At 71.6% G+C, this 25,420-nt stretch carries 23 protein-coding genes; 12 read left to right on the top strand and 11 right to left on the bottom strand.

The features are described 5' to 3' along the window. Positions 1-26: 26 nt before the first annotated feature. A complete protein-coding gene (locus tag XM48_RS14370; RefSeq protein ID WP_046456531.1) occupies positions 27-1,166 on the bottom strand; it encodes a zinc-binding dehydrogenase in 1,140 nt (379 codons plus the stop codon). A gap of 135 nt (positions 1,167-1,301) precedes the next feature. Between XM48_RS14370 and XM48_RS14365 the strand changes: the two genes are divergently transcribed. Next, positions 1,302-2,702: an amidohydrolase gene (locus XM48_RS14365; protein WP_046456530.1), complete on the top strand. Its 1,401-nt coding sequence runs from the start codon at positions 1,302-1,304 to the stop codon at positions 2,700-2,702. A 746-nt stretch (positions 2,703-3,448) separates the two neighbouring features. On the opposite strand, the gene XM48_RS14360 is transcribed toward XM48_RS14365, so the two are convergent. Next, positions 3,449-4,189, bottom strand: a complete 741-nt coding sequence (locus XM48_RS14360; RefSeq protein WP_046456529.1) for an SDR family NAD(P)-dependent oxidoreductase — start codon at positions 4,187-4,189, stop codon at positions 3,449-3,451. 148 nt (positions 4,190-4,337) lie between these two features. On the opposite strand from XM48_RS14360, the gene XM48_RS14355 reads away from it, so the two are divergent. Beyond that, the gene (locus XM48_RS14355) at positions 4,338-5,330 is read left to right on the top strand and encodes an aldo/keto reductase (RefSeq protein WP_046456528.1); all 993 of its coding nucleotides are present in this window, start codon (positions 4,338-4,340) and stop codon (positions 5,328-5,330) included. Positions 5,331-5,364: 34 nt separating this feature from the next. Here the strand turns inward: XM48_RS14355 and XM48_RS14350 are convergent, their stop codons facing one another. Both XM48_RS14350 and XM48_RS14345 read right to left on the bottom strand, forming a co-directional pair. Beyond that, the gene (locus XM48_RS14350; protein WP_046456527.1) at positions 5,365-6,036 is read right to left on the bottom strand and encodes a hypothetical protein; all 672 of its coding nucleotides are present in this window, start codon (positions 6,034-6,036) and stop codon (positions 5,365-5,367) included. A gap of 28 nt (positions 6,037-6,064) precedes the next feature. Continuing rightward, entirely contained in the window at positions 6,065-6,802 is a 738-nt protein-coding gene (locus XM48_RS14345; RefSeq protein WP_046456526.1) for an alpha/beta fold hydrolase, read from the bottom strand. A 226-nt stretch (positions 6,803-7,028) separates the two neighbouring features. Here XM48_RS14345 and XM48_RS14340 point away from each other — a divergent pair, with 226 nt between their 5' ends. From XM48_RS14340 to XM48_RS14330, 3 genes are read left to right on the top strand one after another with little or no spacing between them, the layout of a single operon-like run. After that, positions 7,029-8,003 carry a methyltransferase dimerization domain-containing protein gene (locus XM48_RS14340; protein ID WP_046456525.1) on the top strand — a complete coding sequence of 325 codons (975 nt, stop codon included), beginning with the start codon at positions 7,029-7,031 and terminating at the stop codon, positions 8,001-8,003. Between the two features lie 2 nt (positions 8,004-8,005). Further along, positions 8,006-9,226 (top strand): hypothetical protein, encoded by a 1,221-nt coding sequence (locus XM48_RS14335; protein ID WP_046456524.1) that lies wholly within the window; start codon positions 8,006-8,008, stop codon positions 9,224-9,226. Further along, entirely contained in the window at positions 9,223-10,341 is a 1,119-nt protein-coding gene (locus XM48_RS14330; protein WP_046456523.1) for a phosphotriesterase, read from the top strand. The genes XM48_RS14335 and XM48_RS14330 overlap by 4 nt, the downstream gene beginning before the upstream one ends. A 53-nt stretch (positions 10,342-10,394) precedes the next feature. Here XM48_RS14330 and XM48_RS14325 read toward each other — a convergent pair whose 3' ends face one another. Then, entirely contained in the window at positions 10,395-10,991 is a 597-nt protein-coding gene (locus XM48_RS14325) for a TetR/AcrR family transcriptional regulator (RefSeq protein WP_046456522.1), read from the bottom strand. Between the two features lie 210 nt (positions 10,992-11,201). Here XM48_RS14325 and XM48_RS14320 point away from each other — a divergent pair, with 210 nt between their 5' ends. Together XM48_RS14320 and XM48_RS14315 are read left to right on the top strand one after the other, a co-directional pair. Further along, positions 11,202-11,666 carry a hypothetical protein gene (locus tag XM48_RS14320; protein ID WP_231580899.1) on the top strand — a complete coding sequence of 155 codons (465 nt, stop codon included), beginning with the start codon at positions 11,202-11,204 and terminating at the stop codon, positions 11,664-11,666. Positions 11,667-11,937: 271 nt separating this feature from the next. After that, on the top strand, positions 11,938-13,470 hold the full coding sequence (locus tag XM48_RS14315; protein ID WP_046456521.1) for an ABC transporter substrate-binding protein: 1,533 nt from the start codon (positions 11,938-11,940) through the stop codon (positions 13,468-13,470). Between the two features lie 170 nt (positions 13,471-13,640). Here the strand turns inward: XM48_RS14315 and XM48_RS14310 are convergent, their stop codons facing one another. The 4 genes from XM48_RS14310 to XM48_RS14295 all read right to left on the bottom strand — a co-directional run bounded on the left by XM48_RS14310 (position 13,641) and on the right by XM48_RS14295 (position 17,886). Next, positions 13,641-14,096, bottom strand: a complete 456-nt coding sequence (locus XM48_RS14310) for a hypothetical protein (RefSeq protein WP_197074224.1) — start codon at positions 14,094-14,096, stop codon at positions 13,641-13,643. 86 nt (positions 14,097-14,182) lie between these two features. Beyond that, positions 14,183-15,382, bottom strand: a complete 1,200-nt coding sequence (locus tag XM48_RS14305) for a multidrug effflux MFS transporter (RefSeq protein WP_231580898.1) — start codon at positions 15,380-15,382, stop codon at positions 14,183-14,185. Further along, positions 15,372-17,024 (bottom strand): amidohydrolase, encoded by a 1,653-nt coding sequence (locus tag XM48_RS14300; protein WP_046456520.1) that lies wholly within the window; start codon positions 17,022-17,024, stop codon positions 15,372-15,374. Before XM48_RS14300 ends, XM48_RS14305 begins: the two co-directional genes overlap by 11 nt. After that, positions 17,014-17,886: an AraC family transcriptional regulator gene (locus tag XM48_RS14295; RefSeq protein ID WP_046456519.1), complete on the bottom strand. Its 873-nt coding sequence runs from the start codon at positions 17,884-17,886 to the stop codon at positions 17,014-17,016. Before XM48_RS14295 ends, XM48_RS14300 begins: the two co-directional genes overlap by 11 nt. 263 nt (positions 17,887-18,149) lie before the next feature. Between XM48_RS14295 and XM48_RS14290 the strand changes: the two genes are divergently transcribed. The 3 genes from XM48_RS14290 to XM48_RS14280 are packed head-to-tail and all read left to right on the top strand — an operon-like array spanning position 18,150 to position 21,805. Then, complete coding sequence (locus XM48_RS14290) at positions 18,150-19,160, top strand: ABC transporter permease (RefSeq protein WP_231580897.1); 1,011 nt, start codon at positions 18,150-18,152, stop codon at positions 19,158-19,160. 9 nt (positions 19,161-19,169) lie between these two features. Next, positions 19,170-20,048 (top strand): ABC transporter permease, encoded by an 879-nt coding sequence (locus tag XM48_RS14285; RefSeq protein ID WP_084821204.1) that lies wholly within the window; start codon positions 19,170-19,172, stop codon positions 20,046-20,048. A 2-nt stretch (positions 20,049-20,050) separates the two neighbouring features. Further along, positions 20,051-21,805, top strand: coding sequence for an ABC transporter ATP-binding protein (locus XM48_RS14280; RefSeq protein WP_046456518.1), 1,755 nt, complete (start codon positions 20,051-20,053; stop codon positions 21,803-21,805). A gap of 63 nt (positions 21,806-21,868) precedes the next feature. On the opposite strand, the gene XM48_RS14275 is transcribed toward XM48_RS14280, so the two are convergent. Continuing rightward, positions 21,869-23,020 carry a P1 family peptidase gene (locus XM48_RS14275; RefSeq protein ID WP_197074223.1) on the bottom strand — a complete coding sequence of 384 codons (1,152 nt, stop codon included), beginning with the start codon at positions 23,018-23,020 and terminating at the stop codon, positions 21,869-21,871. Further along, positions 23,017-23,415, bottom strand: a complete 399-nt coding sequence (locus XM48_RS14270; protein WP_046456517.1) for a nuclear transport factor 2 family protein — start codon at positions 23,413-23,415, stop codon at positions 23,017-23,019. Before XM48_RS14270 ends, XM48_RS14275 begins: the two co-directional genes overlap by 4 nt. A 179-nt stretch (positions 23,416-23,594) precedes the next feature. Between XM48_RS14270 and XM48_RS17140 the strand changes: the two genes are divergently transcribed. Both XM48_RS17140 and XM48_RS14260 read left to right on the top strand, forming a co-directional pair. After that, a complete protein-coding gene (locus tag XM48_RS17140) occupies positions 23,595-24,593 on the top strand; it encodes a GNAT family N-acetyltransferase (RefSeq protein WP_052961542.1) in 999 nt (332 codons plus the stop codon). Between the two features lie 135 nt (positions 24,594-24,728). Then, complete coding sequence (locus XM48_RS14260; protein ID WP_046456516.1) at positions 24,729-25,196, top strand: hypothetical protein; 468 nt, start codon at positions 24,729-24,731, stop codon at positions 25,194-25,196. Positions 25,197-25,420: the final 224 nt, after the last annotated feature.

Here is a 25,420-nt window from a genome sequence, read left to right as displayed (position 1 = left end):
GGTGTCCTCTCTGACGGGTGCTCGGTCTAGCGCGCGGCCGACTGCTCGGCGGTGCGTTCGGTGATGCGCGGATCGATCACGGCCTTGACCTCGCCGAGCGCGTGCATGTTCGCGATCCGCTCGGACGCCTCGGCGAGACCGCACGGCTCCGAGAACAGTTCGTCCCAGGGGAAGCGGTCGGCGAAGGCGCGGAAGAACTCGATCGAGCGGAAATAATCGGAGACGTCGCCGTTGAGCGATCCGACGACCGTGAGCTCCTTGCCCATGATCGCCGAGATGGGGAAGGGGTCTCCGGTGGGGCCCGTGGAACCGACGACGGCGAACACACCGCGCTGCGCGGCCATCGCGATGGCCTCCGGGCCGATCGAGGGGGCGCCGGCGAAGTCGAGGATCAGGTCGGCGCCCCGGCCGCCCGTCAGGTCCTGCACCCGGGCGATGGTCGCCTCCGACCCTCCGGCGATGTCGACGGTGTGGGTGGCGCCGAATCGCTCTGCGAGCGCGAGCCGGGAGGCGGGGGCTCCGACGGTGATGACCTGGGCCGCGCCCGAGATGCTCGCGACGGCGGTCGCGAACAGGCCGAGCGCACCGGAGCCCTGCACCACGACCCGGGATCCCGGCCGCACGCCGCCCGCTCGGTCGAACGCCCGCAGCACGGTCTTCGCCGCGCAACCGGCGGCCGAGGCCCACGTGTCCTTGACCTCCTCGGGCAGGCGCAGCTTCTGCGCACCCGGCGTGACGTAGGCGTACTCGGAGAGGCCGGCGGTCGCGTAGGGCGGCACATCGGAGCGCTGCAGGAACCCGTAACCGCGCTTCGAGCAGGCGACCGGCTGGCGCAGCACGGTGCAGCCGAAGCACTCGCCGCAGACGGACTCCGACCAGCCGATGCGGTCGCCGACCTCGATGGGTGCGCCGAGCGCGTCCACAGTGCCGTCGCCCACGGCGATCACCTCGCCGACCATCTCGTGGCCGAGCACCATCGGCAGCATGCCGGGGAAGGTCATGCGGCCCTCCCAGATCTCGATGTCGGTGCCGCAGAGCGTGGTGCAGGTGATGCGCACGAGGGCGGCGCCGGGCTCGACCGTCTCGGGCAGCGGGAGGTCCTGCAGCTCGAGAGGGGCGCCGTGCTCGACGAGCACGGCGGCGCGGGTGGAGGTGGGGATCGTCATCGAAGGCTCCGTTCCGGTGGGCTCGGCCGGCGTCGTTGCTCTGCTGCCGAGAATGTGGTTTTATTCTACATACGTTGACCAAAACGGGAAGCCCCTCGATCCGAACCGGGCCCCGCCCGTTCTCGAGGGAGAGCAATGACAGGAATCGGTGCGAGCGCATCGGCGGAGCACGCCGAGCTGGTGCTGCAGGGCGGACCCGTGCTGGTCATGGACGCGGCGGGCAGTCGCGCGGACGCGGTCGCGGTCGCCGGCGGCCGGATCCTCGCCGTCGGCACCCGCGACGACGTCGCGCCCCTGATCGGAGCGGCCACCCGGGTGATCGAACTCGACGGACGCGCCGTGCTCCCCGGCATCAACGACTCCCACCTGCACGCCACCTGGCTCGGGGCGCGCTGGCCGCACACCTTCTTCGGCGGGCACGCCGACGGAGCGCAGATCGAAGGAGTGCTCACCGGCGACCGGGCGGCCCGCCGCGCCGCGATCCTGCGCGCCGGCGAACTGCTGTCGCGCTTCGGGGTCACGAGCCTCACCGAGCCGGGCATCGGCCCCGGCGAGGACGACGGCGAGACCGGCTGCTTCGCCGGAGAGGTGCTCGACGTCTACCGCGAACTCGCCGAGGCGGGGGAGCTGCGGCAGCGGGTGACCCTGCTCGGGCTGTACGGGATACTCGACGGGCCCAGCCGGCTCGACGTCGTCACGGCCGGCATCGCCGAGCTCGTCGACGCGCAGGGCGGCAGCGATCCCGAGTGGCTGCGCATCGCCGGCATCAAGATCTTCGGCGACCTGATCCCGCTCTCGAAACAGGCGTGGAGTTCGCGCCCCTACGACGACGGCACCCACGGCGGCCTGCTCGTCGAGGGCGAGACCCTCGAGGTGCAGACAGAAGCGCTGCGCGAGATGGTGCGCGCCGGGCATCGGGCGGGCCTCCAGGTCGGCGTGCACGCCACCGGCGACCGCACGATCGAGGTCGTGCTCGACGCGGTCGCCTCGGCTGCCGACGAGCCGGGCGCGCCGCACCCCCGCGACCTGGGCCACTACGTGATCCACGGCGACCTCGCGACGCCCGAGCAGGTCGCGCGGATCGCGGAGCTCGGCATGTGGTTCAACTCGCAGCCGGGCATCGCCGTCACCACCGCCGACTGGATGGCCGGCGTGCTGGGCGCGGACGTCGCCCCCTGGCCCTATGCCGTGGCGCTCGATGCGGGCGTGCTCGTGCTCTCCTCCGACGCGCCGATCCTCGCCCCCGACTGGCGCGAGACCGTCGCGGCCGCCGAAGCCTGGATCCTGCGCGGCGGTGCCCCGGCCGATCCCGCCGCGGCGGCGGCCCGGCTGCACGGCCTGCTGCGGGCGCACACCGCAGTGCCGGCGCAGCAGGATCGCGCGGCCGACTGGAAGGGGACCGTCGAGGCGGGCAAGGTCGCCGACCTCGTCGTGCTCGCGCAGGACCCGTTCGCGGTCGGCGCGGCGGGCCTGCCCGGCGTCGAGATCGATCTGACGGTGCTCGACGGGAACGTGGTCTTCGAACGCGAGAGCTGAGGGGTGCGGACGGCGTTCCCGGGGTGCTGGGTGTCCGGGGTGTCCGGGCGCCGGGGGTGCCGGGTGCCGTTCGTGCGTTGGGGCGACGGTCGTGCGTTGGGGCGCCGGTCGGACGCCGTGCTCTCGGTCGGACGTTGAATCGACGACCGGACCTCTTGCTGACGAGTGGATGCCTTGTCGACGAGTGGACGCTGAATTGGTGCGCGACTCGCCGTCCAGTCGTCGGGATGGGGTCCACTGGTGCAGGGCAGGGAGCGGGCTGGACTGTTTCGACGGATCGGGACGCCTCGGTTCGCCTCGGTGGATGCCCGCTGTTCGAGGAGGAGACGCTGAGCTGGTGACCGGACGCTGAACAGGCGAATGGGTGCCTTGCTGACGATCGGACACTGAGCCGACGATCGGACACCGAGCCGACGAGCGGTGTCCTGTCGACGACTGGACGCCGTGTCGACGAGTGGACGCTGAAATGGTGTGCGACTCGCCGTCCAGTCGTCGAGCAGGGGTCCAGCGCTGGGAATCGCGGGGCCGGTGGTGCTGTGGCCGTGGTCCAGCAGTCCCGCAGGCCCGCGGCTCCGCACCGGAGGCGGAGGTTGTCCGACCTCGGAAGGAGATTCGGCGTCGGAAGGACGAATTGAACGGAATCGTCCTTCCGGCGCCGAATCTCCTTCGCAAGAGCACAAGGGCGCCGGGCACAGGGCACAGGGCGCCGGGCACAGGGCCCAGGGCGCAGGGCGCAAGCGCGCGGCTCAGGTGAGCAGCTGCCCGCCGTCGACCGCGAGGCTGACGCCCGTGATGTGCGCGGCGCCGGATCCGGCGAGGAACACGACGGCCGGGGCGATATCGGTGACCTTCGCGAGGTCGCCGAGCGGGATCCGGCTCGCCCACGCCTGCCGCGCGGGGGATCCCTCGGGCATGCCCATCTCGAGCATGGGGGTGAGCACGGGCCCGGGGGCGACGGCGTTGACGCGGATCCCGTGCGCGGCGAGCTCGATCGCGGCCCAGCGGGTCACCGAGTCGACGGCGGCCTTGCTGGATTCGTAGGCGCCCATGCCGGGGGTGGGCTGGCGACCGCCGATGGACGAGATGTTGACGACGGATCCGCCGCCGCCCGCCGCGATGCGGTGGTGCGCGAACGCCTGAGTGACGGCGAAGGTGCCGATCACGTTGACCTCGAGGATCGAACGGTACGCCTCGGGCGCGAGTTCGGTGACGGCGCCGTGCACCGAGAGGATCCCGGCGTTGTTCACGAGCACATCGACCGCGGTGCCGGCGGCGGCGAGCGATGCGAACGCCGCGGCGACCGCGGCGGGGTCGGTGATGTCGAGCGTCAACGCGTCGGCGCCGAGCGCGTCCGCGGCCGATGCGACGGTGTCGGGGTCGCGGTCGGCGAGGATCACGCGCTCGCCCTCGGTGAGGAAGGCGCGGGCGATGCCCTGGCCGATTCCGCCGGCGCCGCCGGTGATGAGCACGGTTCGGGGTGTGGTCACGGTGACTCCTTCGTCGGTGCGGGCCGCGGGTCCGGCCCTTCGGGACTCCGATCTGGAATCCGCGCAGTCTTTATTATACGATTGTAGAAAATAAAGGGGAAGGCTCGCGCACGCGAAACGCCGGACCCGGGGCTGCGAGGAGGCGGTTGTGAAGTTCAGCGGTGAGGTTCCGATCCGACGGTTGGGTCCCGGCGGCCCCGAGGCGCCCGTGTTCGCGCTCGGCTCGTGGAACATCTGGGACCGGATGGAGGCCGCGGAGCGACGTGCGCTGATCGCCCGCGCCGTCGAAGTCGGCTCGGCCTTCTTCGATGTCGCGTACTACAACATGGGTCCGCACGCCGAGGCCTCGCGCACCGATCTGCTGTTCGGCGAGGCGCTGCACGAGCTCGGCCTCGCGCGCTCCGACTACCGGCTGTGCGGCAAGCTCTGGCTCTGGGAGTACCCGGCGACCGGGTTCGCGGGGCAGATGGATGAGTCGCTCGAGCGCATCGCGCGCGGCGGCGCCGAGGTCGGATCCTTCGACACCGTCGTCGTCGGCGACTTCATGAGCGACATCGACATCGCCCAGGTGGTGCGCGACGTGCAGGCCGAGATCGACCGGGGCAGCTTCGCGAGCTGGGGTGTGAACAACTGGCCGGCCGAGTCGCTGCAGCTCGCGCTCGATACCGCGGCCGCGGAGGGGCTCACTCCGCCCTCGTTCGCGCAACTGAAGTACGGCATCGCCCGCCGCAGCATGGCCGAGGGCGAGTTCTACGGCCGATGGTTCCGCGAGGGGACGCTCGCGCTGCAGGCGTCCGACGCGTTCGAGGGCGGGATCCTGGTCGGGAAGCTGTCGCCGAATCGCAAGATCGGCGCCGATGTCGGCGGGATCCGTGCGCGCATCGTGGCGGCCTACCCACGGGTCGCCGAGATCGCGCGATCGTTCGGGGCGACGCCCGCGCAGCTCGGACTCGCGTTCTGCCTCGCGAATCCGGCGACCGCCAACGTGCTCTTCGGGGCATCGAGCGTGCGGCAGTTCGACGACAACCTCGGAGCGATCTCGCTGCTCGACGCGGTCGGTGCGGACGCGATCCGCGAGTCGGTCGCCGAGCTCTGGCTGGACCGCGAGGTGCGCGCCGACGGGGTGTGGGCGCCCGCCTGATCCCGAAGCGCGCCGACCGCGGGTCGCGCCGCTCTCACGAGGAGCGCAGTTGTTCGAGCGCGCTCTCCGAGATGCCGTCGCCGCCGGTCCAGAACCGGAGCGGATAGGCCCACTCCTGCTTGTTGCGCTCGGCAGGCATACGGGATTGCGCATCGTCGTACGCGATGAACTCCTCGGCGTAGCTCGGGTGCTCGCCGACCCGAAGGATCCCCGCGGTGCCGAGCGCCTCGAGCAGCACGGTGCGCTCGAGCTTGTTCGACGGCAGTGCGCCCGTGATGCTCTTCTCGAGTTCGGTGAGCTGCGCGCTCGGCGGAAGCGCTCGTACGCGCGCGGCCAGCGCGTCCAGGACGGCGCGGCCCCGATCGACGTCCGCCGGGTCGTCGGCGCCCGAGACGTGCTCGACCGCGGCAGCGGCCCAGGGGACGTTCAGAGGGCGGAACCAGAACGCATCGTCGTCGAGCTCGGCGGGCGTGACGAGGTCCGCCTCGGCGCGCAGGCCGCAGACCGCGCACCGGGTCGCGTTGAACACTCGCGACGGTGCGAACGCGTGTTCCGGGAGGTGCCGGAGGAACACGTACCGCGGCCAGACGCTGCGTCGCCGCATATCCCTGGACGCGAGGCTCGCGATCCAGGCCCGCGCGATCGCGGCCCCGTCCGCGGCTCGAGAAGCGGCGACGACGTGCGTGATGAGGGCGTCGTGGTGCATACGACCACGATACGACCCCGGCGGGGTCTCAGCCCGCCAGGAACTCGATCGCGGACGCGCGGAACTCGGGGCTGTCGAGCGCGCCGCGGTGGTCGCCGGGCACGCGGACGAGTCGCCCGTCGGGCAGCGCGTCCAGCAGCGTTTCGACGCCCTGGCTCATCGGGTCCTGCTCGCCCGCGACGAGCAGGGTCGGCACCCGGGGCGCGCTCGCCTGCGGGGCGAACGGCTCGGAGGCGAGGCCCGGGATGAGCGTCGCGAGCGACGCGGTATCGGCCCCGGGTGCCGAGATCATGGCGGCCATCATGCCGACCAGCGGGTTCTCGGGTGCGACGCCCGCGAGCGCCCGGCCGAGCTCGGCCGGATCCACCGCTGCGAACGGCTCCATCGGGCTCACGCCGCCGAGCGCGAGCCGGCGGATGCGGGGCGACGCCTCGGGCAGCTCCCAGGCGAGGCGCCCGCCGAGGGAGTAGCCGATGACGTCGACCGGGCCCTCGGGTTCGGCCAGGGCGATGGCCTCCAGGATCGCGGCGATCACGGCCGAGGTTCGGGCGTCCTCGGGGCCCGCGATCGCGGGGCTCGATCCGTGTCCGGGCAGGTCGATCACGATCGACGAGCGTCCGGCTGCGGCGAGGGCTTCTGGCCACCCGGTCGCGACGAAGTCCGAGTCGCCGCTCGCGGCGAAGCCGTGCAGCAGGGCGACCGGGGGGAGCGGCTGCGCGGATCCGGTGCCGGGCTCGGCGGGGAAGGAACGGGTGGCGAGGACCATGGGGGACCTTTCGGCGGTGAAGGGTGCGGATGGATCGTGCGGGTGGATCGTGCGGCGCCCGGAGGAGGGCGGCCCCGGCGAACAAGTTTTTCGCCAAGGGTGGAAAAACAGGATACAAGCGCTGGACATCTTTTGTCTACGCTTGTAGAGTTTCGCGCAGGCCACCGGCCGGACACCGTCGTCCCCAACGATTCGGGGCGGCACGAACTGTGAAGGATGACACCCAATGACCGCCTCACCAGCACGCATCATCGACATCGCGATCGGCTTCATGGGCGCGAAGCAGCTGACCGCCGCCAGCCGGATCGGTCTGTTCTCGGCGCTCGCCGACGGCCCCAAGGATCTCGCCGCCCTCGCGACCGCGACCGGGCACTCCGAGCGCCAGGTCCGCACGCTCGCCGACGCCATGAACGGACTCGGCCTGCTGAACCGCGCCTCGGGGGAGTACTCGCTCGCCGAGGACTCCGCGAAGTACCTCGCCGGCACCGGGGAGATCGACCTCGGCCCCTTCCTCGCCTTCCTGAACGACATCAGCTACCGGCAGTGGCTGGGCTACGACCGCACGGTCGACACCGACGAAGCGGGAACGCTCGACCTCGACGAGGCGGGCTGGACCGACTTCCTCGCGGGCGTCATGACCTACAACGCGCTGCACGCCGAGCAGTTCGGCGAGGCGTTCGACTTCTCGGGCTTCCGCAGCGCCCTCGACTTCGGCGGCCTCGCGGCCGGATTCTCGTTCGCCGCGATGCAGCGGAACCCCGAGCTCACCACCCGCTACGTGTACGCGCCCGGCTTCGCCGATTCGATCACCGACGCCGCGACCGAGGCCGGATTCCTCGGCCGCATCTCGATCGAGGAGGCGCCGACCGAGACCGTGCAGCCCGGAGGCGACCACGACCTCGTGCTGCTCACCCATGTGCTGCACCGCTTCGACGAGGCGCAGAACCGCGCGATCCTGGCCGCCTCTCGCGGTGCTGCGGCTCCCGGCGCCACCCTCATGCTGCTCGACTTCTTCCTCGATGCTGACGAGACCCAGCGCCCGATCGACGCGCTGCACGCCGGCGAGTACTTCAACATCGACGGCACGGTCGTCTACCCCGTCGAGCAGGTCGAGGCCTGGCTCGCCGAGACCGGATGGAAGTCGGAGCGCCTCGTCGCGCTGCCCGGCAGCCCCCGCGTGCTGGTCGCGACGGCGGTCTGAGCATGGCATCGGTTCCCGGGCCCGGGCCCGCCTCCGCGATCACCGCGGTCCGGGGACCGGTTCCCGCCGGCGACGTCGGCGTCGTGCTCGCCGCCGAGTCCCTCCTTCGCGCGCCGGTGCCGGCGCGCGGCAACGCGGGGATCCCCGCGAGCGACGCGGAGTTCCTGCGAGCCCCCGTCACCATCGACGTGCTCGGACGCCTCCTCTTGGGAGCCGAGAACCTCGAGGACCGCACCATCGGGGAGCCCGAGGCGACCGCCGCGCTGCTCCGGTTCCGCGCGGCCGCCGCACCGGCGGCACCCGCGCTTCCCGGGGCCCCCGCGGCATCGAAACCGCGGTCGCCGGACGGCGGCGGGATCCGCCTGCTCGTCTCGCTCGACGAGCGGGAAGCAGCTGGCACGGGCGACGCCCTCGCCCGGGTGAGCGCCGCGTCGGGCATCGAGATCGTACGGGGCGCCGCAGGACGATCCGCCGACGGCTGCTCGGGCGGAGCGCGCACCGCACCCGAGGATCCCGAGAGCGTGGGGCTCCGGATCCTCGCGGAGCTGAGCGCGCCCGCTCACCCCGCCGGAATCGTCGGGGCGATCCCGGTCCGCGACGTGGACGCGGACGGCGGCATCGACGGCACCGGCCGTCGTGCGGCGGATCGGCGCTCCGCCCTGATCCGGGCGGCCGCCGATGCCGCCCGGCGGGCCGGGGCAGCGCTCGTGCTCGACCTGTCGGGCCCGGGGACGCCCTCCGGCCCAGCGGCAGCGGATTCCGACTCCGACGCCGTGCCGGCCCTCGACCGGGCGCTCACCGCGGTCGACTCCGCCGGACTGCCCCGGCACCGCGTGCTGCTGACCGGCGTCGCGACCGCCGTCGCCGGTCGGATCGGCATCGACGGGACCCGCTTCGACGCCCTGCTGGATCGCGGGACCGCGCTCTGCTTCGACGACCTGGGACGGATCCCGAACGTGCGCACCGTCGTGTCGGATCACGACATCGCGCTCGTGATCCTGCGTGCCGCCGAGCACGGTGCCCAGGAGCGGATCCTGCTCAGCTGCGGGATCCGCAACCGGCACCGCCTCACCGCGTTCGGCGGGAACGGGCTCGAGTTCACCGTCGAGCAGTTCCTGCCCTACCTCGGCATGCTCGGCGCAGATCCGGCCCTGCAGCGCGCGGTCGGCGGCGCGAACGCTGCGAGGATCCTCGCCCGAACCGCTCCGGAGGAGACCCGATGACCGCGAAGGCGAACGCCGCAGCACCGATCCCGGACCTCGACGGCCTCGAGATCCCGAACCTCGAAGGCCTCGTGCAGACCGTGCTCGGACCCGTGCGGCCCGAGGCGCTCGGGACGACGCTCATGCACGAGCACCTCTTCCTCGACATCCGCAGGCCCGCGCACAGCCCGAACCCGCGTCCGGGCGAGTGGGACGACGACGCGCAGGAGCCGCTCGGGCTCGGGAACCTCGCCGCGGTGCGCCGCGGTCGTCCGAACACCGACAACGACCTGATCGGCGACTTCGCGACCGTGCTCGACGAGGTCGGCGACTTCGTCGCGCAGGGCGGCGGCACGATGGTGGAGGTCACGACGCCCGGGATCGGGCGGGATGCGCGAGCGCTCGCGCGGCTCAGTCGCGCGTCCGGACTGCACCTCGTGATGGGCGCCGGTTGGTACCAGAAGGACCTGCACCCCGCGGGGTTCTCGGAGCTTCCGCTGGAGGCGCTGGTCGCAGCGATCGTGCGCGACATCGTCGTCGGCGCGGACGGCACCGGGATCCGCTCCGGGATCATCGGGGAGGTCGGTGCCGAGGGCGCGCCCGTCGATCCGCAGGAGATGCGCAGCGTGCGCGCCGCCGGCCGCGCCTCGGCGCTCACCGGTGCGCCGATCACCCTGCACATGGGCGGCTTCGGCGAGGAGCGGCTGCGCGTGCTCGATGCGCTCGAGGAGGAGGGCGCCGATCCGCGACGCGTGGTGTTCGGGCACGCCGGTACCATCGGCGACGACCTGGACTTCGCCCGCCGCCTGCTGGCGCGCGGCGTCTCGGTCGAGGCCGACTTCCTCGGGACCACCGGAAGCCCGTGGGGGACGCTGTTCCCCTTCACCGATCGCGGCGTCGCCCGCGGCTTCGCCGAGCTCGTCGCCGACGGCTGGGGCGACCGGCTCGTGCTCGGCGGCGACGTCTGCCAGCGCGTGCAGCTGCGCCGCTACGGCGGGCACGGCTACGGTTACGTCGTCGAGCACTTCCTGCCAACGCTCGCCGAGTTCGGGGTCGGCGCCGAAGCGCTCGATCGGATCATGATCGACAACCCGGCGAGGCTGCTCGCCTTCGCCGCGCCGCGCTCCGCGGGGTAGGCGCGCCGGCAGCGGCACGCCGGCCAGCGGCGCGGCGGCCGATCCTGCGCCGCTCAGTCCGCCCGGCGCAGCCGGGCGACGAAGTCTGTGACCTGCCGCTCGAGCACGTCCACGTGCAGGTGATCGGGGCTCACGACCCTGATGACCGTGGCGCCGATGTTCATCATGATGATCTCGTCGGCGAGCTGATCGTCGGGGGTCGAGGATCGGATGTCCCCGTCCTCGCGGCCCTCGGCGAGATAGCGCAGGTATCCCGCCTTCCAGGTGTCGAGGTGGGCGTCGTAGCCGCCGCGCACCTCGACGCTGAACGCGCAGCGCTCCCAGAACGACAGCAGCACCCGGGCGGCGGTCGCATCCTCCTGCTCGACGGGCAGGGTGTACCGCATGAACATCTCGAGCGCCTCGATGCCGCGCTTGCCGGCGACGTAGGCCGTGAGGCGATCGCCCAGGCTGTTCAGCGAGCGCTCGTACGCGCCGGTGATGATCTGATCCTTGCCCGTGAAGTAGTGCTTCAGCGCTCCGTTCGCGAAGCCGGCGCGCGACGCGATCTCGCGCATGGTCGCCGCCTCGATCCCGCCCTCGACGATGAGCTGCCAGGTGACGTCGACGATCTCGTCGCGGCGCTGGTCGTGGTCGATGATCTTCGGCATGGGGGCCTTTCCGGGGCTCGGTTGCGTCACCCAGTGTAGACGGAAAAACGCGCGGATCGGGGGATTCGACGCCCGTGGAAAGTCCCATCCTGCCCCGTCCCAGTGCCTCGCCGGTCCCGCGCTCCGCGCAATAGCCTCGCTGCACGGCGGCCGACGGCCGACCGGAACCCGACGAGCGGCGCAGGCCGCCCCGAACGAAGGATCGACACCGTGGCACCGAGCCAGTACGAGCACCTCTTCGTCCGCGATCTCGTGGACTGCCGTGACGACATGACCAACGAGGCGGAGGCGGCCGGCCGGCCCCTCCCCGCCAACCTCAGCCGGCCGTGGGCGATCATGCGCGCGGATGACGTCCCCGAGGCGAAGGCGTACATCACCATGAGCTGGGTGCACCCGACGCAGGAGGAGACCTTCTGGGTGCACGAGCATGAGCACGAGTACGACGAGGTGCTGGCGTTCACCGGATCGAATCCGGAGGATCCGCACGACCTCGGCGCCGAGGTGTACCTCGACATCGAGGGGGAGCGGCACCTCATCACGACCTCCGGTTCGGTGTACATCCCGGCCGGGACCAAGCATTGCCCGCTCGGCTTCAACCGGGTCGATCGGCCCTTCCGCTTCCTCGCGGTCGCGGTGAGCGGCGACGGTCACTACCGGCCCGAATCCGAGCGCTGATCCGGCTTCCGCCCCGCAGTTGTCGTTCCCGGCAGAGGAGTTGTCCCGAGCCGTACAGACTGCCGGGCCCGCCTTGCCAGCACGCCCGGCCCCCCTCGACCATGAGGGTGCGCACCCGTACCCGCCGCACCGAGCGGAGGCCGGGAGCGCGGAACTCGAAGGCGAGGGCCGCCGCGCAAGCCGGTCGCACCGCCGCAGGTCCCCGAAATCGGGGAGGGCGACTGCAGCGGGACCGACCACCCCACGCATACGCATCAGGAGGACTGGACTCATGACTTTCCGATTCCGCTCACGCGCTGGAGCCCGGGTCGCCGCAGTCGCGGCGGTCGCGCTCTCGCTCTCGCTCGTCGGTTGCGCGCCCCCCTCATCGGGCGGGGCCTCCGGCCAGACCTCGATCCGGGTCGGCATGGTCGGCAGCACCAGCGACGAGGTCAACCCCTACCAGCAGCAGGGCTCGGTCTCGAGCGATGCGCTGTTCAAGCAGGTCTACGAGGGGCTCACCGCCCGCGACCGCACGGGCAAGGTCGTCTACGTTCTCGCCGAGTCCATGGAGCCGAACGCGGCGAAGGACGTCTGGACCATCAAGCTCCGGAAGGGCGTGAAGCTGCACAACGGCGAGACCTTCAACGCCGAGGACGCGGCCGAGAGCATCAAGGCGATGATCGACCCGAAGAAGGCCTGGGCGTACGCGACCAACCTCGACTTCGTCGACGCAGCCGGCATCGAGGTCGTCGACGGCACGACGCTCAAGCTGAACCTCAAGAAGCCGTTCGGCCTGGTCCCCGAGATGTTCTCGATGGCGCGCATCAACATGCGCAGCATCCGCGGCGGCGCCACGGTCGACAAGCCGGCGGGCACCGGCCCCTGGACCATCGACTCGTTCACCCCGGGCCAGGAGGCGAAGCTCTCGAAGTTCAAGGACTACTGGGGCGAGAAGCCGAAGCTCGACAGCCTCACGCTGTCGTTCTTCACCGAGCAGAACGCGGTCACCAACGCGATCCGCGGCGGTCAGATCGACGTCGCGCAGGGCATCCCGTTCCCCGAGGTCCCCGCGCTCAAGGGGGATCCGAACCTCGGGCTCGTGGTGAGCGACACGGCGAGCTACCCGCTCATCGCGATGAACATGCAGGACAAGCCGTTCTCCGACCCGAAGGTGCGCGAAGCGATCCGGCTCTCGGTCGACCGCGAGCGGATCGTGAAGAACGCCTTCGGCGGCTACGCGACGGTGGCGAACGACTTCATCGGCAAGAACTCCTCGTGCGAGCCGCCGAAGCTGCCGCAGCGCACGCAGGACCTCGCGAAGGCGAAGCAGCTCGTCTCGGAGGCCGGCGCCGAGGGCACCCAGGTGGAGCTCGTCACCGACGGCGCGTTCCCCGGCATGATGGAGATGGCCCAGCTCGTCGCCGATGATGCGGGCAAGGCCGGGATCAAGATCTCGGTGCGCAAGCTCGACGTGGCCACGTTCCTCGACCGGTGGCTCGACTGGCCGCTGTTCATCAGCTACACGTCCAGCCCGTACGAGATCACCGCGAAGGGGCACTTCCTGCCCGGTGGATCCGAGAACGGCACCCACATGAACGATCCCGAGTACAACTCGCTCGCGGCGGAGCTGTACCAGACCACCGACACCTCGGCCCAGTGCAAGATCATCCAGCAGCTGCAGACGATCGAGTACGAGCGGGGCGGATACCTGGTGCCGGTCTACGGCCAGAACATCACGGTGCACCGTGCCAACGTGAAGGGACTCGAGAAGGACCTCTACGGGCGCACCTCGTTCCTGCTGACCAACGTGACGGTCGGCTAGCGGGCTCGTCCACCGCCGAAGGGGCGGGAGCGAAGGATCGCTCCCACCCCTTCGTGCGTGCGCATGCGTCTGCGCCCCGGGACGAACGTCGACCGGGCCCGAAGCATTCTTTCTTCAGCGAGAAAGGACGATTCGGGCCCGGTCGATTCTGCGGTGCTCGGTGCCGGCCGCTACTCCGAGTGGTCCTGCGCGCGGTACTTCGGCGCGAGCGAGAGCGCGCTGAAGCGGAACGGGCGGTCGATGCGGGTGAAGCCGAGCGGGCAGTGCACCGTGCCGGCGGGGATGTAGACGGATCCCGACGTCGTGATGACGTGCCGCTCGCCCTCGATCTCCATGTACAGTTCGGCGCCGAGATCGCGCGGATCGTCGGGGTTGCCGCCCGTCCAGATCAGGATCTCGTCGTAGTCGTGCTGGTGCGGGTTGACCCACAGCTGCGGTTCGTCGGACGGGTGGATCCAGATGTGCGTCATGTTGGCCTGAGCGCCGGGCACGAGGTCGCTGTTCACCAGCCACAGCCCCTCGCCCAGGTTCGGCAGCGGGTATTCCAGCTGCTCCTCGTCGTCCATGACCATCTCGTCCATGCAGTTCGGCATGTCCTTGACGAACAGGTGATCGTACTTCGCCATGATGCGGCTCCTTCGGTGCGGTGAGTGTGCGGTGTGCGGTGAAATTGGGAAACAGAAGAGCGGCCGAACGACAGCAGTCCGGCGGATCAGGGCCGTCGCGGCGCCCGGCCGAACGTCGCGAGACCGACGGCGAGCATGAGCGCGGACCCGACGAGCATCGTCAGGCCGAGCACCGCGGCGGTGACGCCGGAGAGCGAGACCAGCGGGGCGACGATCGGGCCCAGGAACAGCGAGGACGTGCCGAGCAGCGCCGCCGCCGATCCCGCGCGGTCCCCGTGCGCGGTCAGGCCGATCGCGCTCGCGTTCGGCATCGTGAACCCGGTCGATGCGAGGTAGAGTGCCAGGCCGGCGACGAACGGAGCGAAGCCGAGGCCGAGCAGCGCGCTCGCCGCAGCGGCGGCGCTGCCGAGGAACGCGAGCACCATGCCGACGAGGTAGAGCCGCTCCGGGCTGGTCGAGGCGAGCAGCACGCGGTTGGTCTGGGAGCCGACGACGTTGCAGAGCGACCCGGCGGCGAACAGGATCCCGAATACCGCGGGGGTGACGCCGAAGCCGTTCTGCAGCACGAAGCTCGACATCGAGAGGTACGCGAAGAACGCGGCGCCGCTGACGGCGGAGATGATGAGCACGGCCCGGTAGGTCGGGTGGGCGAGCAGCACGCGGGCGTCGGACAGCAGCGAGAGAGGCCCGCTGCTCGTGCTGCGCAGCTCCCGCGGATGCGATTCGGGGAGCCAGCGGAGCGCCGACGCGAGCAGCAGGACGCCGATGCCGGCGAGCACCCAGAAGATCCCGCGCCAGTCGAGGAACCGGCTGAGCTGCCCGCCGAGGATCGGGGCCACGACGGGCGCTACGGCGCCGACGAGGGCGAGCCAGGAGAGCATGCGCGCGAGTCGCGCGCCCGAGAAGATGTCGCGCGCGATCGCGAGCGTCACCACCATGCCGGCCGCGCCGCTCACGCCCTGGAGCGCGCGGAACAGCAGCAGCCAGCCGACCGAGGGCGCGACGGCGCAGGCGGCCGAGAACACCGCGAACGCGGCGACGCCGATGAGCAGCGGGAGCCGGCGCCCGAAGCGATCGCTCATGGGGCCGGCGATCAGCTGGCCGAGTCCGAGTCCGAGCATGCACACCGACATGGTGGTCTGGGCGAGCGCATCGCCGATGCCGAGCGAGCGCGCGAGCTCGGGCAGCGCGGGCATGTAGAGATCCATCGACAGCGGGCCGAAGGCCTCCAGCAGCCCGAGCAGCAGGATCAGTCCGGCGCTCGGCCGAATCGCGTCAGTCCGCACGCGAGTGCACGAGCCGGCCCTCGAACCAGGTCTCGACGACCTGCGTGTCGGCCAGTTCGAGCGGGTCGCGCTCGAACGGGTCGGCGTCGAGCACCACGAGGTCGGCCGAGAATCCCGGTGCCACGCGCCCGGTGACGTCGCCGAGCCCGATGGCCTCGGCGCCGCGCGAGGTGCAGACGCGGAGCGCCTCGAGCAGGGTCAGCGCCTGCTCGGGCCACAGGGTGCCCGGCGTCTGGCGGAACGGGTCGGCGCGGGTCACGAGCCCGTGGATCCCGAACCAGGGGTTCGGGGTGGGGCTGACGGGCCAGTCGGAACCCATCGCGAGGCGGGCACCGAGATCGGTGAGGGCGCGGTTCGGCTGGATCTTCCCGGCGAGGGGCTGGGGCAGCACCTCGGAGAGCGCCTGGGGGATCACTCCGGGGAACCACACGAACGGCGACATGTCGGCGGTGACGTCGAGCTCGGCGAGGCGCGGCAGGTCGGCGTCCGAGAGGAACTGGCCGTGGGCGATGTGCACGCGGGTGCTCGTGTCGCCGCGTTCGCGCAGCGCCTGCGTCGCGTCGAGCACGGCGCGGGCCGCCGCGTCACCCGCGCAGTGCACCTTGAGCCCGAGGCCCTGCCCGGCGATGCTCGTCATCAGTTCGGCGAACTCGGCCTGCGGGATCAGCATGGCGCCGGTGAACTCGTGCCCGTGCTCCTCGTCGGGCAGGTAGGGCTCGAGGAACGCGGCCGTGCGGGCCGGCGGCACGCCGTCGAGGAACACCTTCACGAAGTCGGGGCGGTGGTGCGCGCTGCGGAACGGCTCGGCCAGGTCGACGAGCTCCTGTCCGATCGGGGTGAATCCGAAGATCTCGTCGTTGATGGTGATCGAGGTCACGACCCAGGCGTTCAGATCGCCGGCGGTGTCGAGCCCGTGCAGCGCGCGGAGCATGTCGAGCGAGGCGGCCGCGTCCTGGAACGCGGTGATGCCGAAGCTGTTGAGGATCTCGACGCCGCGGGCGGACGCGGCCCGGTGCTGCTCCTCGGTGAAGCCGCCGGCCTCCGCCATCGCGTACTCGACGCGGAGGCCCGCGCCCTCGAGCAGCACGCCGGTGGGGGATCCGGTCACGGGATCCCGCAGCACGCCCGCGCTGCCCGCGCCGTCCGCGTGCGAGCCGTCGAGGATCCCCGCGAGGCGCAGCGCCTCGCTCGAGGCCCAGCGGTTGTGCCGGCTGTCCTCGATGAGCACCACCGGGCGCCCGCCCGCTGCCTCGTCCAGGCGCGCGAGCGCGGCGGACGAGTTCAGTTCGCCCAGGAGGTTGGTACCCCACGGGCCGCCCACGATCCACCCGTCCGCGGGGGTGGCCGCGGCCTGCTCGGCCACGGCGGCCAGCACCTCGTCGAGACTCGCGCCGATGGGCACGACGAGCTCGAACAGCTCCGCGCGTCCCGCGACGGCGTGGTGGTTGTGCACGTCGACGAGCCCGGGCATCACGAACGCCCCGGCCAGATCGCGGCGCACGGTCGCCGGGCCGACGAGGTGGGAGAGGTCGGCGCCGATGCCGATGACGGTCCCGTCGGCCACCGCGATCGATACCGGTGCGTCCAGCAGCTCCTCGCCGTCGAAGAGGGTGGCCTGCTCGAACAGGAGGTCAGCTTGCATGTCGGTCCTTTCGTGGGGGATTCTCGCCGCGGAGTCCGAGGTCCCGGTACTCGGTCGGCGTGCAGCCGACCTCGCGGCGGAAGAAGCGCGAGAAGTAGGAGGCCTCGGTGAACCCGAGGCGGAAGGAGATCTGCGCCGCGCTGAGCGCGGTGCCGCCGAGCAGCCGCTGCGCCTCCCGGGCGACGGCCGTGCGCAGGATCCGCCCCGGCGTCGTCCCCGTATCGGCGGCGACCTGCTCGGCCAGGTATCCGGTGGTCACGCCGAGCGCGCGGGCGCAGCTCGACACGGTCTGGCTCGCGTCGGGTGCGCGCAGCACCTCCCGCAGGAACGCGCGGGTGAGAGGCGAGCGGGCGCTCGGGGCGTCCGCCTGGGGGATCGCCTCGGCGCACTCGTGCAGCAGCGCCGCGAGCAGGTGCCGGGTGCCGCCCGGCGATCCGGCCTCGCGCAGCGCATCGACGAGCCGGCGCAGGCGGTCCGCGGCCGCCTCGGACGGGGCGAGCGGCGCGGCGCCCAGCAGGAGCAGCTCGTGCATCCGATCGGGCAGGGCGCCGACGGAGTCGAGCACGTCCTCCGAGAACATCACCGCGGTGCAGCGCAGCCCCGGGTCGGCGCACCACTCGTGCACCTGCCCGGGTGCCAGCAGGTGCACCTCGCCGGCGCGGATCGGCACGGGCGAGAAATCGATGCGGTGGATCCCGCTCCCGGCCTCGACGAGCACCAGCTGGGTGAAGGCGTGGCGATGCGGCGAGCGGAACGCTGCGCGGTCGTCGATGTCCTCGACGACGAGGAACGATCCGCACGCGGATCCCTCGCGCGGGACGATGTCGTGCACCGGGAAGATCGGCGCCGTCGCGGTCTGCATGCGTCCTCCATCGCTCCATCGGCCCGGTGTCCACCGGCTGTCCGTTTCAGTCTTGCCGCCCGTACGGCGGGTCGGTTTGTCATCCGGAGCATGCAGATTGACGGCGGGAGCAGGAATGGGCGCGGCGCGATTGTGCCGCCCGCCGCGGGTGCCCACGATGGAGACATTCAAGAGATGTCTCGTTCGGTCGAGATGCCCTGTGATGACGCAGGAACGGGGTTCCCGTCGTCATCGCTGCACGCGATGCGGAAGGAACCACCACCATGACCGAGATGATCGCGCTCTCGCGGGAGCGGGGCAGCGGAGCGGTGCGACGCCGACGGCGGCGCACGATGATGCGCTGGGGCGGCAAGCTCCTGCAGGGCGTCATCACGCTGCTGCTGGTCTCGCTGCTCATCTTCTTCGCCACGCAGGCGATGCCGGGCGACGTCGCCAAGGTGATCCTCGGCGTGAACGCGACCCCCGAGCGGCTCGCCACCCTCCGCAAGGAGCTGGGGCTCGATGCGCCGCTGCTGCAGCAGTACCTCACGTGGCTCGGCGGGATCCTGCGCGGCGACTGGGGTGTCTCGCTCACCAACGGCGCGCCCGTGGCGGACACGCTGTCGCTCCGGCTGCGCAACTCGCTGACGCTCGGCGCGCTCGCCCTCATCATCATGCTGCCGATCTCGCTCGTGATCGGCGTCATCGCGGCGCAGCGCAAGGACCGCGTCTTCGACAAGCTGTTCATGGGCGGGTCGATGGTGGTCAACGCGGTTCCCGAGTTCGTGCTCGGCACGGTGCTCATCGCGCTGTTCGGCACGACCGTGTTCCGGATCTTCCCGCCGGTCTCGCTGATCCCGCCCGCCGATATGCCGTGGTGGCACCCGCTCGCGCTCGTGCTGCCCGTGACGACGCTCGTCATCGGCGGCGTCGCCTACCTGTCGCGGCTCGTGCGCGTCTCGTTCATCGACGTGATGAACAGCGAGTTCATCCAGACGGCCCAGCTCAAGGGGCTGAGCACCCGCCGGATCCTGTACCGGCACGCGCTGCCGAACGCGCTCGCGCCGATCATCCCGGCGGCGTCGCTCGTCGCGGCGTTCCTCATCGGCGGCACCGTCGTGGTCGAGTACCTGTTCTCGTACCCGGGCATCGGGCTCACGCTCGTGGAATCCGTGGGCAACCGGGACCTGCCGCTGATCCAGGCGGTCGTGCTGATCATCGCCTCCGCATACTTCGTCTTCAACTTCATCGCCGACCTGCTCTCGGACGCGGGCGCCGGCCGTCGCAAGGAATAGGTGGGATCCATGACTCAGCAGAACGACGTGCTGCCGGCATCGGCGCCCGACTCCCGACCGCGGTCCCGCGTGCTCGCGCGGTTCCTCGCCTCGAACCAGGTGCGCTGGGGGATCGGCCTCGTGGTGCTCACCACGCTGCTCGCCTGCTTCGGCGGCCTGCTCGCCCCGTACTCGCCGACCGACCCCATCACGACGCCGTACGCCCCGCCGGGCGGGGGCCTGCTGCTCGGCTCCGACCAGCTCGGCCGCGATGTGCTGTCGCGCGTGCTCGCCGGCGGCGTCTCGCTCGCGTGGATGGCTCCGTTGAGCGCGGTGCTCAGCGTCGCGGTCGGCGCGGCGGTCGGGCTCGCGGCCGCCTTCTACGCCGGCTGGACCGAGACGATCCTGATGCGGGCGATGGACGTGCTGCTGGCGTTCCCGGGCATCCTCATGGCGCTCATGTTCGTGTCCGTGTTCGGTCCGTCGCCGTGGCTGCTCGTCACGCTCGTCGTGCTCGCGCTGATCCCCGGCGTCGCCCGCGTGATCCGCGGCGCCGCTCGCCCCATCTGCGACCGCGAGTTCGTGCTCTGGGCCCGTTCGGTGGGGATCCCCGGCCGGCGCATGATCGTGCGCGAGGTGCTGCCGAACATCACCTCGCCGCTGCTCGTCGAGCTGGGCGTCCGTCTCATGTGGGCGGTCGGCATCCTCGCCTCGATCAGCTTCATCGGATACGGGATCCAGCCGCCGACTCCCGACTGGGGGCTCATGGTGAGCGAGAACCGCACCGGTCTCGCCACGCAGCCGTGGGCCGTGCTCGCGCCGATCGTCATGATCGTGCTGTTCACGGTCGGCGGCAACCTCATCGCCGAGGGCGGCGCACGCGTCATCGCCCGCACGGAAGGGAAGTAACCATGGCCGCAATCACGGTGACCGGTCTCACGGTCGGCCTGACGGGCAAGGACACCACGATCATCGAGGACGTCTCGCTCGAGCTCGGTTCGAGCGAGGTCATGGGGATCGTCGGAGAGTCCGGATCGGGCAAGAGCACGCTCGCGCTCGCGCTGCTCGGGTACGCGCGCTCGGGCGGCGAGATCCGTGCCGGATCCGTCGACATCGAGGGGACCGATCTGCTGCGGCTCGACGCCGCCGGTCTCCGCGCCGCCCGGCGCGGGCTGGTGAGCTATGTCGCGCAGGATCCCGCAACGGCGCTGAACCCCTCGATGCGGCTGCGCACGCAGCTCCTCGAAGCCATCGACGGCTCGAGGGAGCAGTCGATGGCCCGGATCCGCGAGGTGCTCGAGGCCGTCGGTCTGCCGGCGGACGACGCGTTCCTGAAGCGGCGCGCGAGCGAGCTGTCGGGCGGGCAGCAGCAGCGCATCGCGATCGCCATGGCGGTCGTCGCGCAGCCGCGATTGATCGTGCTCGACGAGCCGACCACCGGACTCGACGTGTCGACGCAGATGAAGGTGCTCGAGCTGGTGAAGCGGCTCTGCGCCGAGTACCGGATCGCCGCGATCTACGTGACGCACGACCTCGCGGTCGTCGCCGAGGTCGCCGACCGTGTGACTGTGATGTACGGCGGTCAGGTCGTCGAAACCGGCTCGACCGCATCGGTGCTGCAGGCCCCGGCGCACCCCTACACCCGCGCGCTGCTGCAGGCGCTACCGTCGACGCAGGACCGGCACATGCTCGTGCCGATCCCCGGGCGCGCGCCCAGCATCGGCGACCGGCCGACGGGCTGCGTGTTCGCGGCGCGCTGCGCGTTCGCGACCGACGCCTGCCGCTCGGCGGTGCCGCCGCTGGAGCCCTCGGGTGACGGCCTCGTGCGCTGCATCCGGCACGTCGAGATCGGGCAGCGCCCGCCGGCCACCGTCTCGGTCGCGCCCGTCGGCGACTTCGAGGATCGCCCCGACTCGGTGCTCCGCGTCGCGGATCTCCGCGCCTCCTACGGCCACGTCGAGGTGCTGCACGGCATCGACCTCGACGTGCGGGCCGGGGAATGCCTCGCGATCGTCGGCGAATCGGGCTCGGGCAAGAGCACCCTGTCGCGCTGCCTCATCGGCCTGCACACCGAGTGGGAGGGCGAACTGCTGCTCGACGGCGAATCGCTGGCGCGGTCGGCGGCGAAGCGCAGCTCCGCCGCGCGCCGACGGATGCAGTACATCTTCCAGAACCCCTACGGCTCGCTGAACCCCCGCCTCGACGTCGGCACGAGCCTCGCCGCACCCCTGCGCCACTTCGAGCGCCCGAGCGGCGCCGAGGTGCGCCGCCGCGTCGGCGAGGCGCTGGAGCGGGTCGAGATCCCGGCGCGCATGGCCGAGCTGTACCCGTCGGAGCTGTCGGGCGGGCAGCGGCAGCGCGTCGCGATCGCCCGGGCGCTGCTCGCCGACCCCAGCGTGCTCATCTGCGACGAGGTGACCTCGGCGCTCGACGTCTCGGTGCAGGCCTCGGTCGTCGAGCTGCTGCGCGGGCTCCTGCAGGACGGGCTCAGCATGATCTTCGTGACGCACAACCTGGCCGTGGTGCGCAGCATCGCCGACTCGGTCGCCGTGCTCAACCGGGGCGAGATCGTCGAGCAGGGGCGCGTCGATCGCGTGCTCGATCACCCGCGCGATCTCTACACGCAGGGGCTGCTCGCCGACACGCTCGACCTGTCGGCGGCCTGAGCACGCGGAAGGGCGGGCCCGGATCTCATTCGGGCCCGCCCTTCCGCGTTCGCCTGCGCCGAGCTACGCGATCCCGAGCAACCCCAGCAGCTGGTCGTGGGGCAGCCCGTAACGCACGGTCCCGCCCTTGCCGACCATCGTGTCGGACGCGAGCATCGCGTTGACGATCGCCTCCTCGGTGGCCTCGATGGTGGCGTAGAAGAGCGGGTCGATGCGATCGTTCGCGACCGCCGAGACGGTGTACTCGATGGGTGCGCCGGGATCGAAGCCCGCCGGGATCCCCGAGTTGCCGGTCGAGAAGCAGAAAGCGAGGTCGCCGCTGCCGTTCTCGCCGGCGCCGCCGACGCGGGCGATGCCGAGCGCGGAGCGCTGCGCGAGGCGGGCGCACTGGTGGGGGAGCAGGGGCGCGTCGGTGGCGACGATCACGATGATGGATCCGCTCCCCTCGGGCAGCGCGCTGCCCGCCGTCGCGCTGCCGTCGGCGTCGCCGGGCAGCTCGATCGACGGGCCGACCAGCTTCCCGTCGATGCTCAGGCGCTCGCGGCGGCCGTGGTTCGCCTGCACCAGCACGCCGACCGTGTAGCCGCCGTCGGCCTCGGCGACCACGCGCGATGCCGTGCCGATGCCGCCCTTGAACCCGTGGGCGATCATGCCGGTGCCGCCGCCGACGCTGCCCTCGGGCACGTGGCCGTCGTGCGCTGAAGCGATCGCCTCGCGCACGTGCTCCGGGCGCACGTGGAACCCGTTCAGATCGTTGAGCGCGCCGTCCCAGGTCTCGCCGACCACGGGAAGCGACCAGTAGTCCTCGCCCGGGGGACGGGTCGATCCCTCGTGCGCGACGAGCGCGTCGCGCACGACGCCGACGCTGTGCGTGTTGGTGAGGCCGATGTAGCTCGTGAGGGTGCCCGATTCGCGCACCCACTCGAGGCCCGTCATCTCGCCGTTGCCGTTGAGCCGGTGCGGTGCCGCATACAGCGGCTGCTTCCATGGGGCGTCGTTCGGGACGATCACGGTGACACCCGTGCGCACGGGCCCCTCACCGGGCACGAGCTCGCCCTCGCCCGAGACGAGGGTGGTGTGGCCGACCCGGACGCCCGCGACGTCGGTGATCGCGTTGCGCGGGCCGCTCGGCAGCGCGCCCATCCGCAGACCGAGATCACGGGCCTTGCGCCCCGACGGCGTTCCGGCGAATGCATCGCCCTGCTGCCCGGTCACGCGTCGTCCCCCTCGGCGGCGAGCGCGACGAGGCGCGTGTCGGTGATCTGCTCGAAGCCGGTGATCTGGTCGCCGTCGAGGCGCCAGATGTGCACGGTGCGTGCGTCGAGGGGGCGGCCGGTGCGGCGGTGGGTGCCGACGTAGCGCCCGACGGCTATGACGGTGCCGGCGTCGCCGACGAGTTCGTCGACCCGCATGCCGAAGCCGTCCCATTCGGCGGCGATGGGGCCGAGCACGCGGTCGCGGATCTCGTCGGGGCCGACGTAGGTGCCCGCCAGCGGGAAGCCTGCGGACTCGGTCCAGCTGATGTCGGGGGCGAAGTCGGCGAGCATGCCGGCGAGGTCGCCGCGTGCTCCGGCCGCGTAGTGCGCGGCGACGATGTCTCGATGGGTCACTGCCGCATCCTTTCGAACGGTGGGTGTGCTCCGAGTCTCGGGCAGCCGGGGGGCCGGGCTCAAGGGTCCTCCGGTTCCGTGCCGATGCGCGCAACAGTTCTACCGGCAGAGTCAATCGGCGGGCTCCCGGTGCGGGCTAGCCTCGAGGCGGAACGCGAATCGGACGATGGGGCGGACGCATGACCAGCAGCAGAATCACCGGCACTTCGGGCATCACCGCGGCGCTCGACGCGATGAATCGGCGGGACCGGGCGCTCGATCCGCAACTGCCCGATCGTTCGTTCGATGCGTCCGCGCGGCTGCTCGTCTCCGAGCACGGCGGCGCGGTCCGGGCGGCGGGCGCGTCGACGGTCGAGATCCTGCGGCCGGGCGATCCCGGCGCGATCTGGGGTGCGGCACGCCGCGCCTCCCTCGAGCTGCGCTGGGACGGCGATGAAGCGGGTGTCGGGGAGCTGCTCGACGACTGGATCGCGGAGGCCGGCCCGGAGCTCGCCGGTGCCGATGCCGGTGCTGATTCCGGCGCCGGCGACTGGGACTCGTCGCTGTCGCTGCGGCTGCCGAGCCGGGATTCGGCGCTGGTGCGGCCGATGCTGTCCCGGGGTTTCGCGGTCACGGGGGTCGAGGGGATCCGGATCGGGGCGCGGGGCGCGGACGCGGCTGGCGCCGCGGAACGTCTGCGGGCCGCGGGGGTCTCGGTGCGCCCGGCGGGGCCGGCCGACCTGGATCTGCTGGCCGAGCTCGACACCGAGCTCCTGGCGCACGACGCGCAGCACGGCGGGGTGACCCCGCGCCCGGGCGCGACCGGGATTCTGCGCGACGGGATCGCCCAGCGCCTCGCCGCGGATCCCGAGTGGACCTGGATCCTCGAGCAGGACGGCGCCCCCGCGGGGTACCTGAGCATCGAGACCGGCAAGGACCGGCACCGCGAGCGGCTCGCCCCGGGCGGGAGCATCGCGTTCATCCAGGCCATGTTTCTGCGGCCCGGAGTGCGCGGCGGCGGGCTCGGCGAGGCCGTCGTCGAGTTCGGGCACGGGCACCTGGAGGGGGCGGGCTTCGACCGGATCCTGCTCGACTACGCGGCGCTCAACCCGCGCTCGGGTCCGTTCTGGTGCCGCATGGGGTACCGGCCGCTCTGGAACACATGGCAGCGCCGTCCGGCGCTGCTCGCGCGCCGCTGACCGCGGCGCTTCTCCAGTTCGCGCAGGAGATTTGACCCGGCGAGCAGAGGCTCGCGGAGAGCGTTGCCCGGCACCGTGCCGGGTCCGTAGCGTCGAAGACGGGCATCGGCGTGGATGCCCGGGAAGGAAGCAACCATGGGGAATCAGTACGAGCGCCTCTTCGTGCGCGACATGCCGGTGATCGTCGGCGAGATGGACAACGAGGGCGAGGCCGCCGGTCTCGAGCAGCCGAAGAACCTGGGCGACGGCTTCTGGCTGATGCACAGCAAGCTGGTGCCCGAGAGCCAGATCAACATGACCCACATCTGGGTGCACGAGATCTCGGAGCCGGTGCACTGGGTGAACCCGCACACCCACGACTACGACGAGATCCTGATCTGGACGGGCTCGAACCCGGACGATCCTCGCGATCTCGGCGCTGAGATCACGATGGAGATCGACGGCGAGAAGCACACCATCACGACCTCCGGCTCGGTCTACATCCCGGCCGGCACGGTGCACTGCCCGCTCGACTTCGTGCGGGTCGATCGTCCGTTCCGCTTCAGCGCGCTCTCGCTCGCGCCGAAGTACACGAGCAACAAGGACGCCGCGCAGGCTGCGTAGCGCGCACCCGCGAAGGGGGCCCGGGATCGTCGATCCCGGGCCCCTTTCACGTCTCCGGGCGGTTGAACGGCCGCGGAGATCTGCGGGCATTCGGACGGGCCTGCCACTGGCGCTCCGAAATCGGGTGGATCTCCGAAATCTGGCACCCGCACCGGGCGCCTCATGCCGCCCAGCGGGACCGCAGACGCACGAGCAGGGCCCGCACTCCGATCGGAGTGCGGGCC

This window comes from Leucobacter sp. Ag1 (assembly GCF_000980875.1).
Taxonomy (GTDB): Bacteria; Actinomycetota; Actinomycetes; order Actinomycetales; family Microbacteriaceae; genus Leucobacter; species Leucobacter iarius.
Note: the sequence above shows the minus strand (reverse complement) of the source record. Positions and strands in the feature narration are given on the sequence as shown.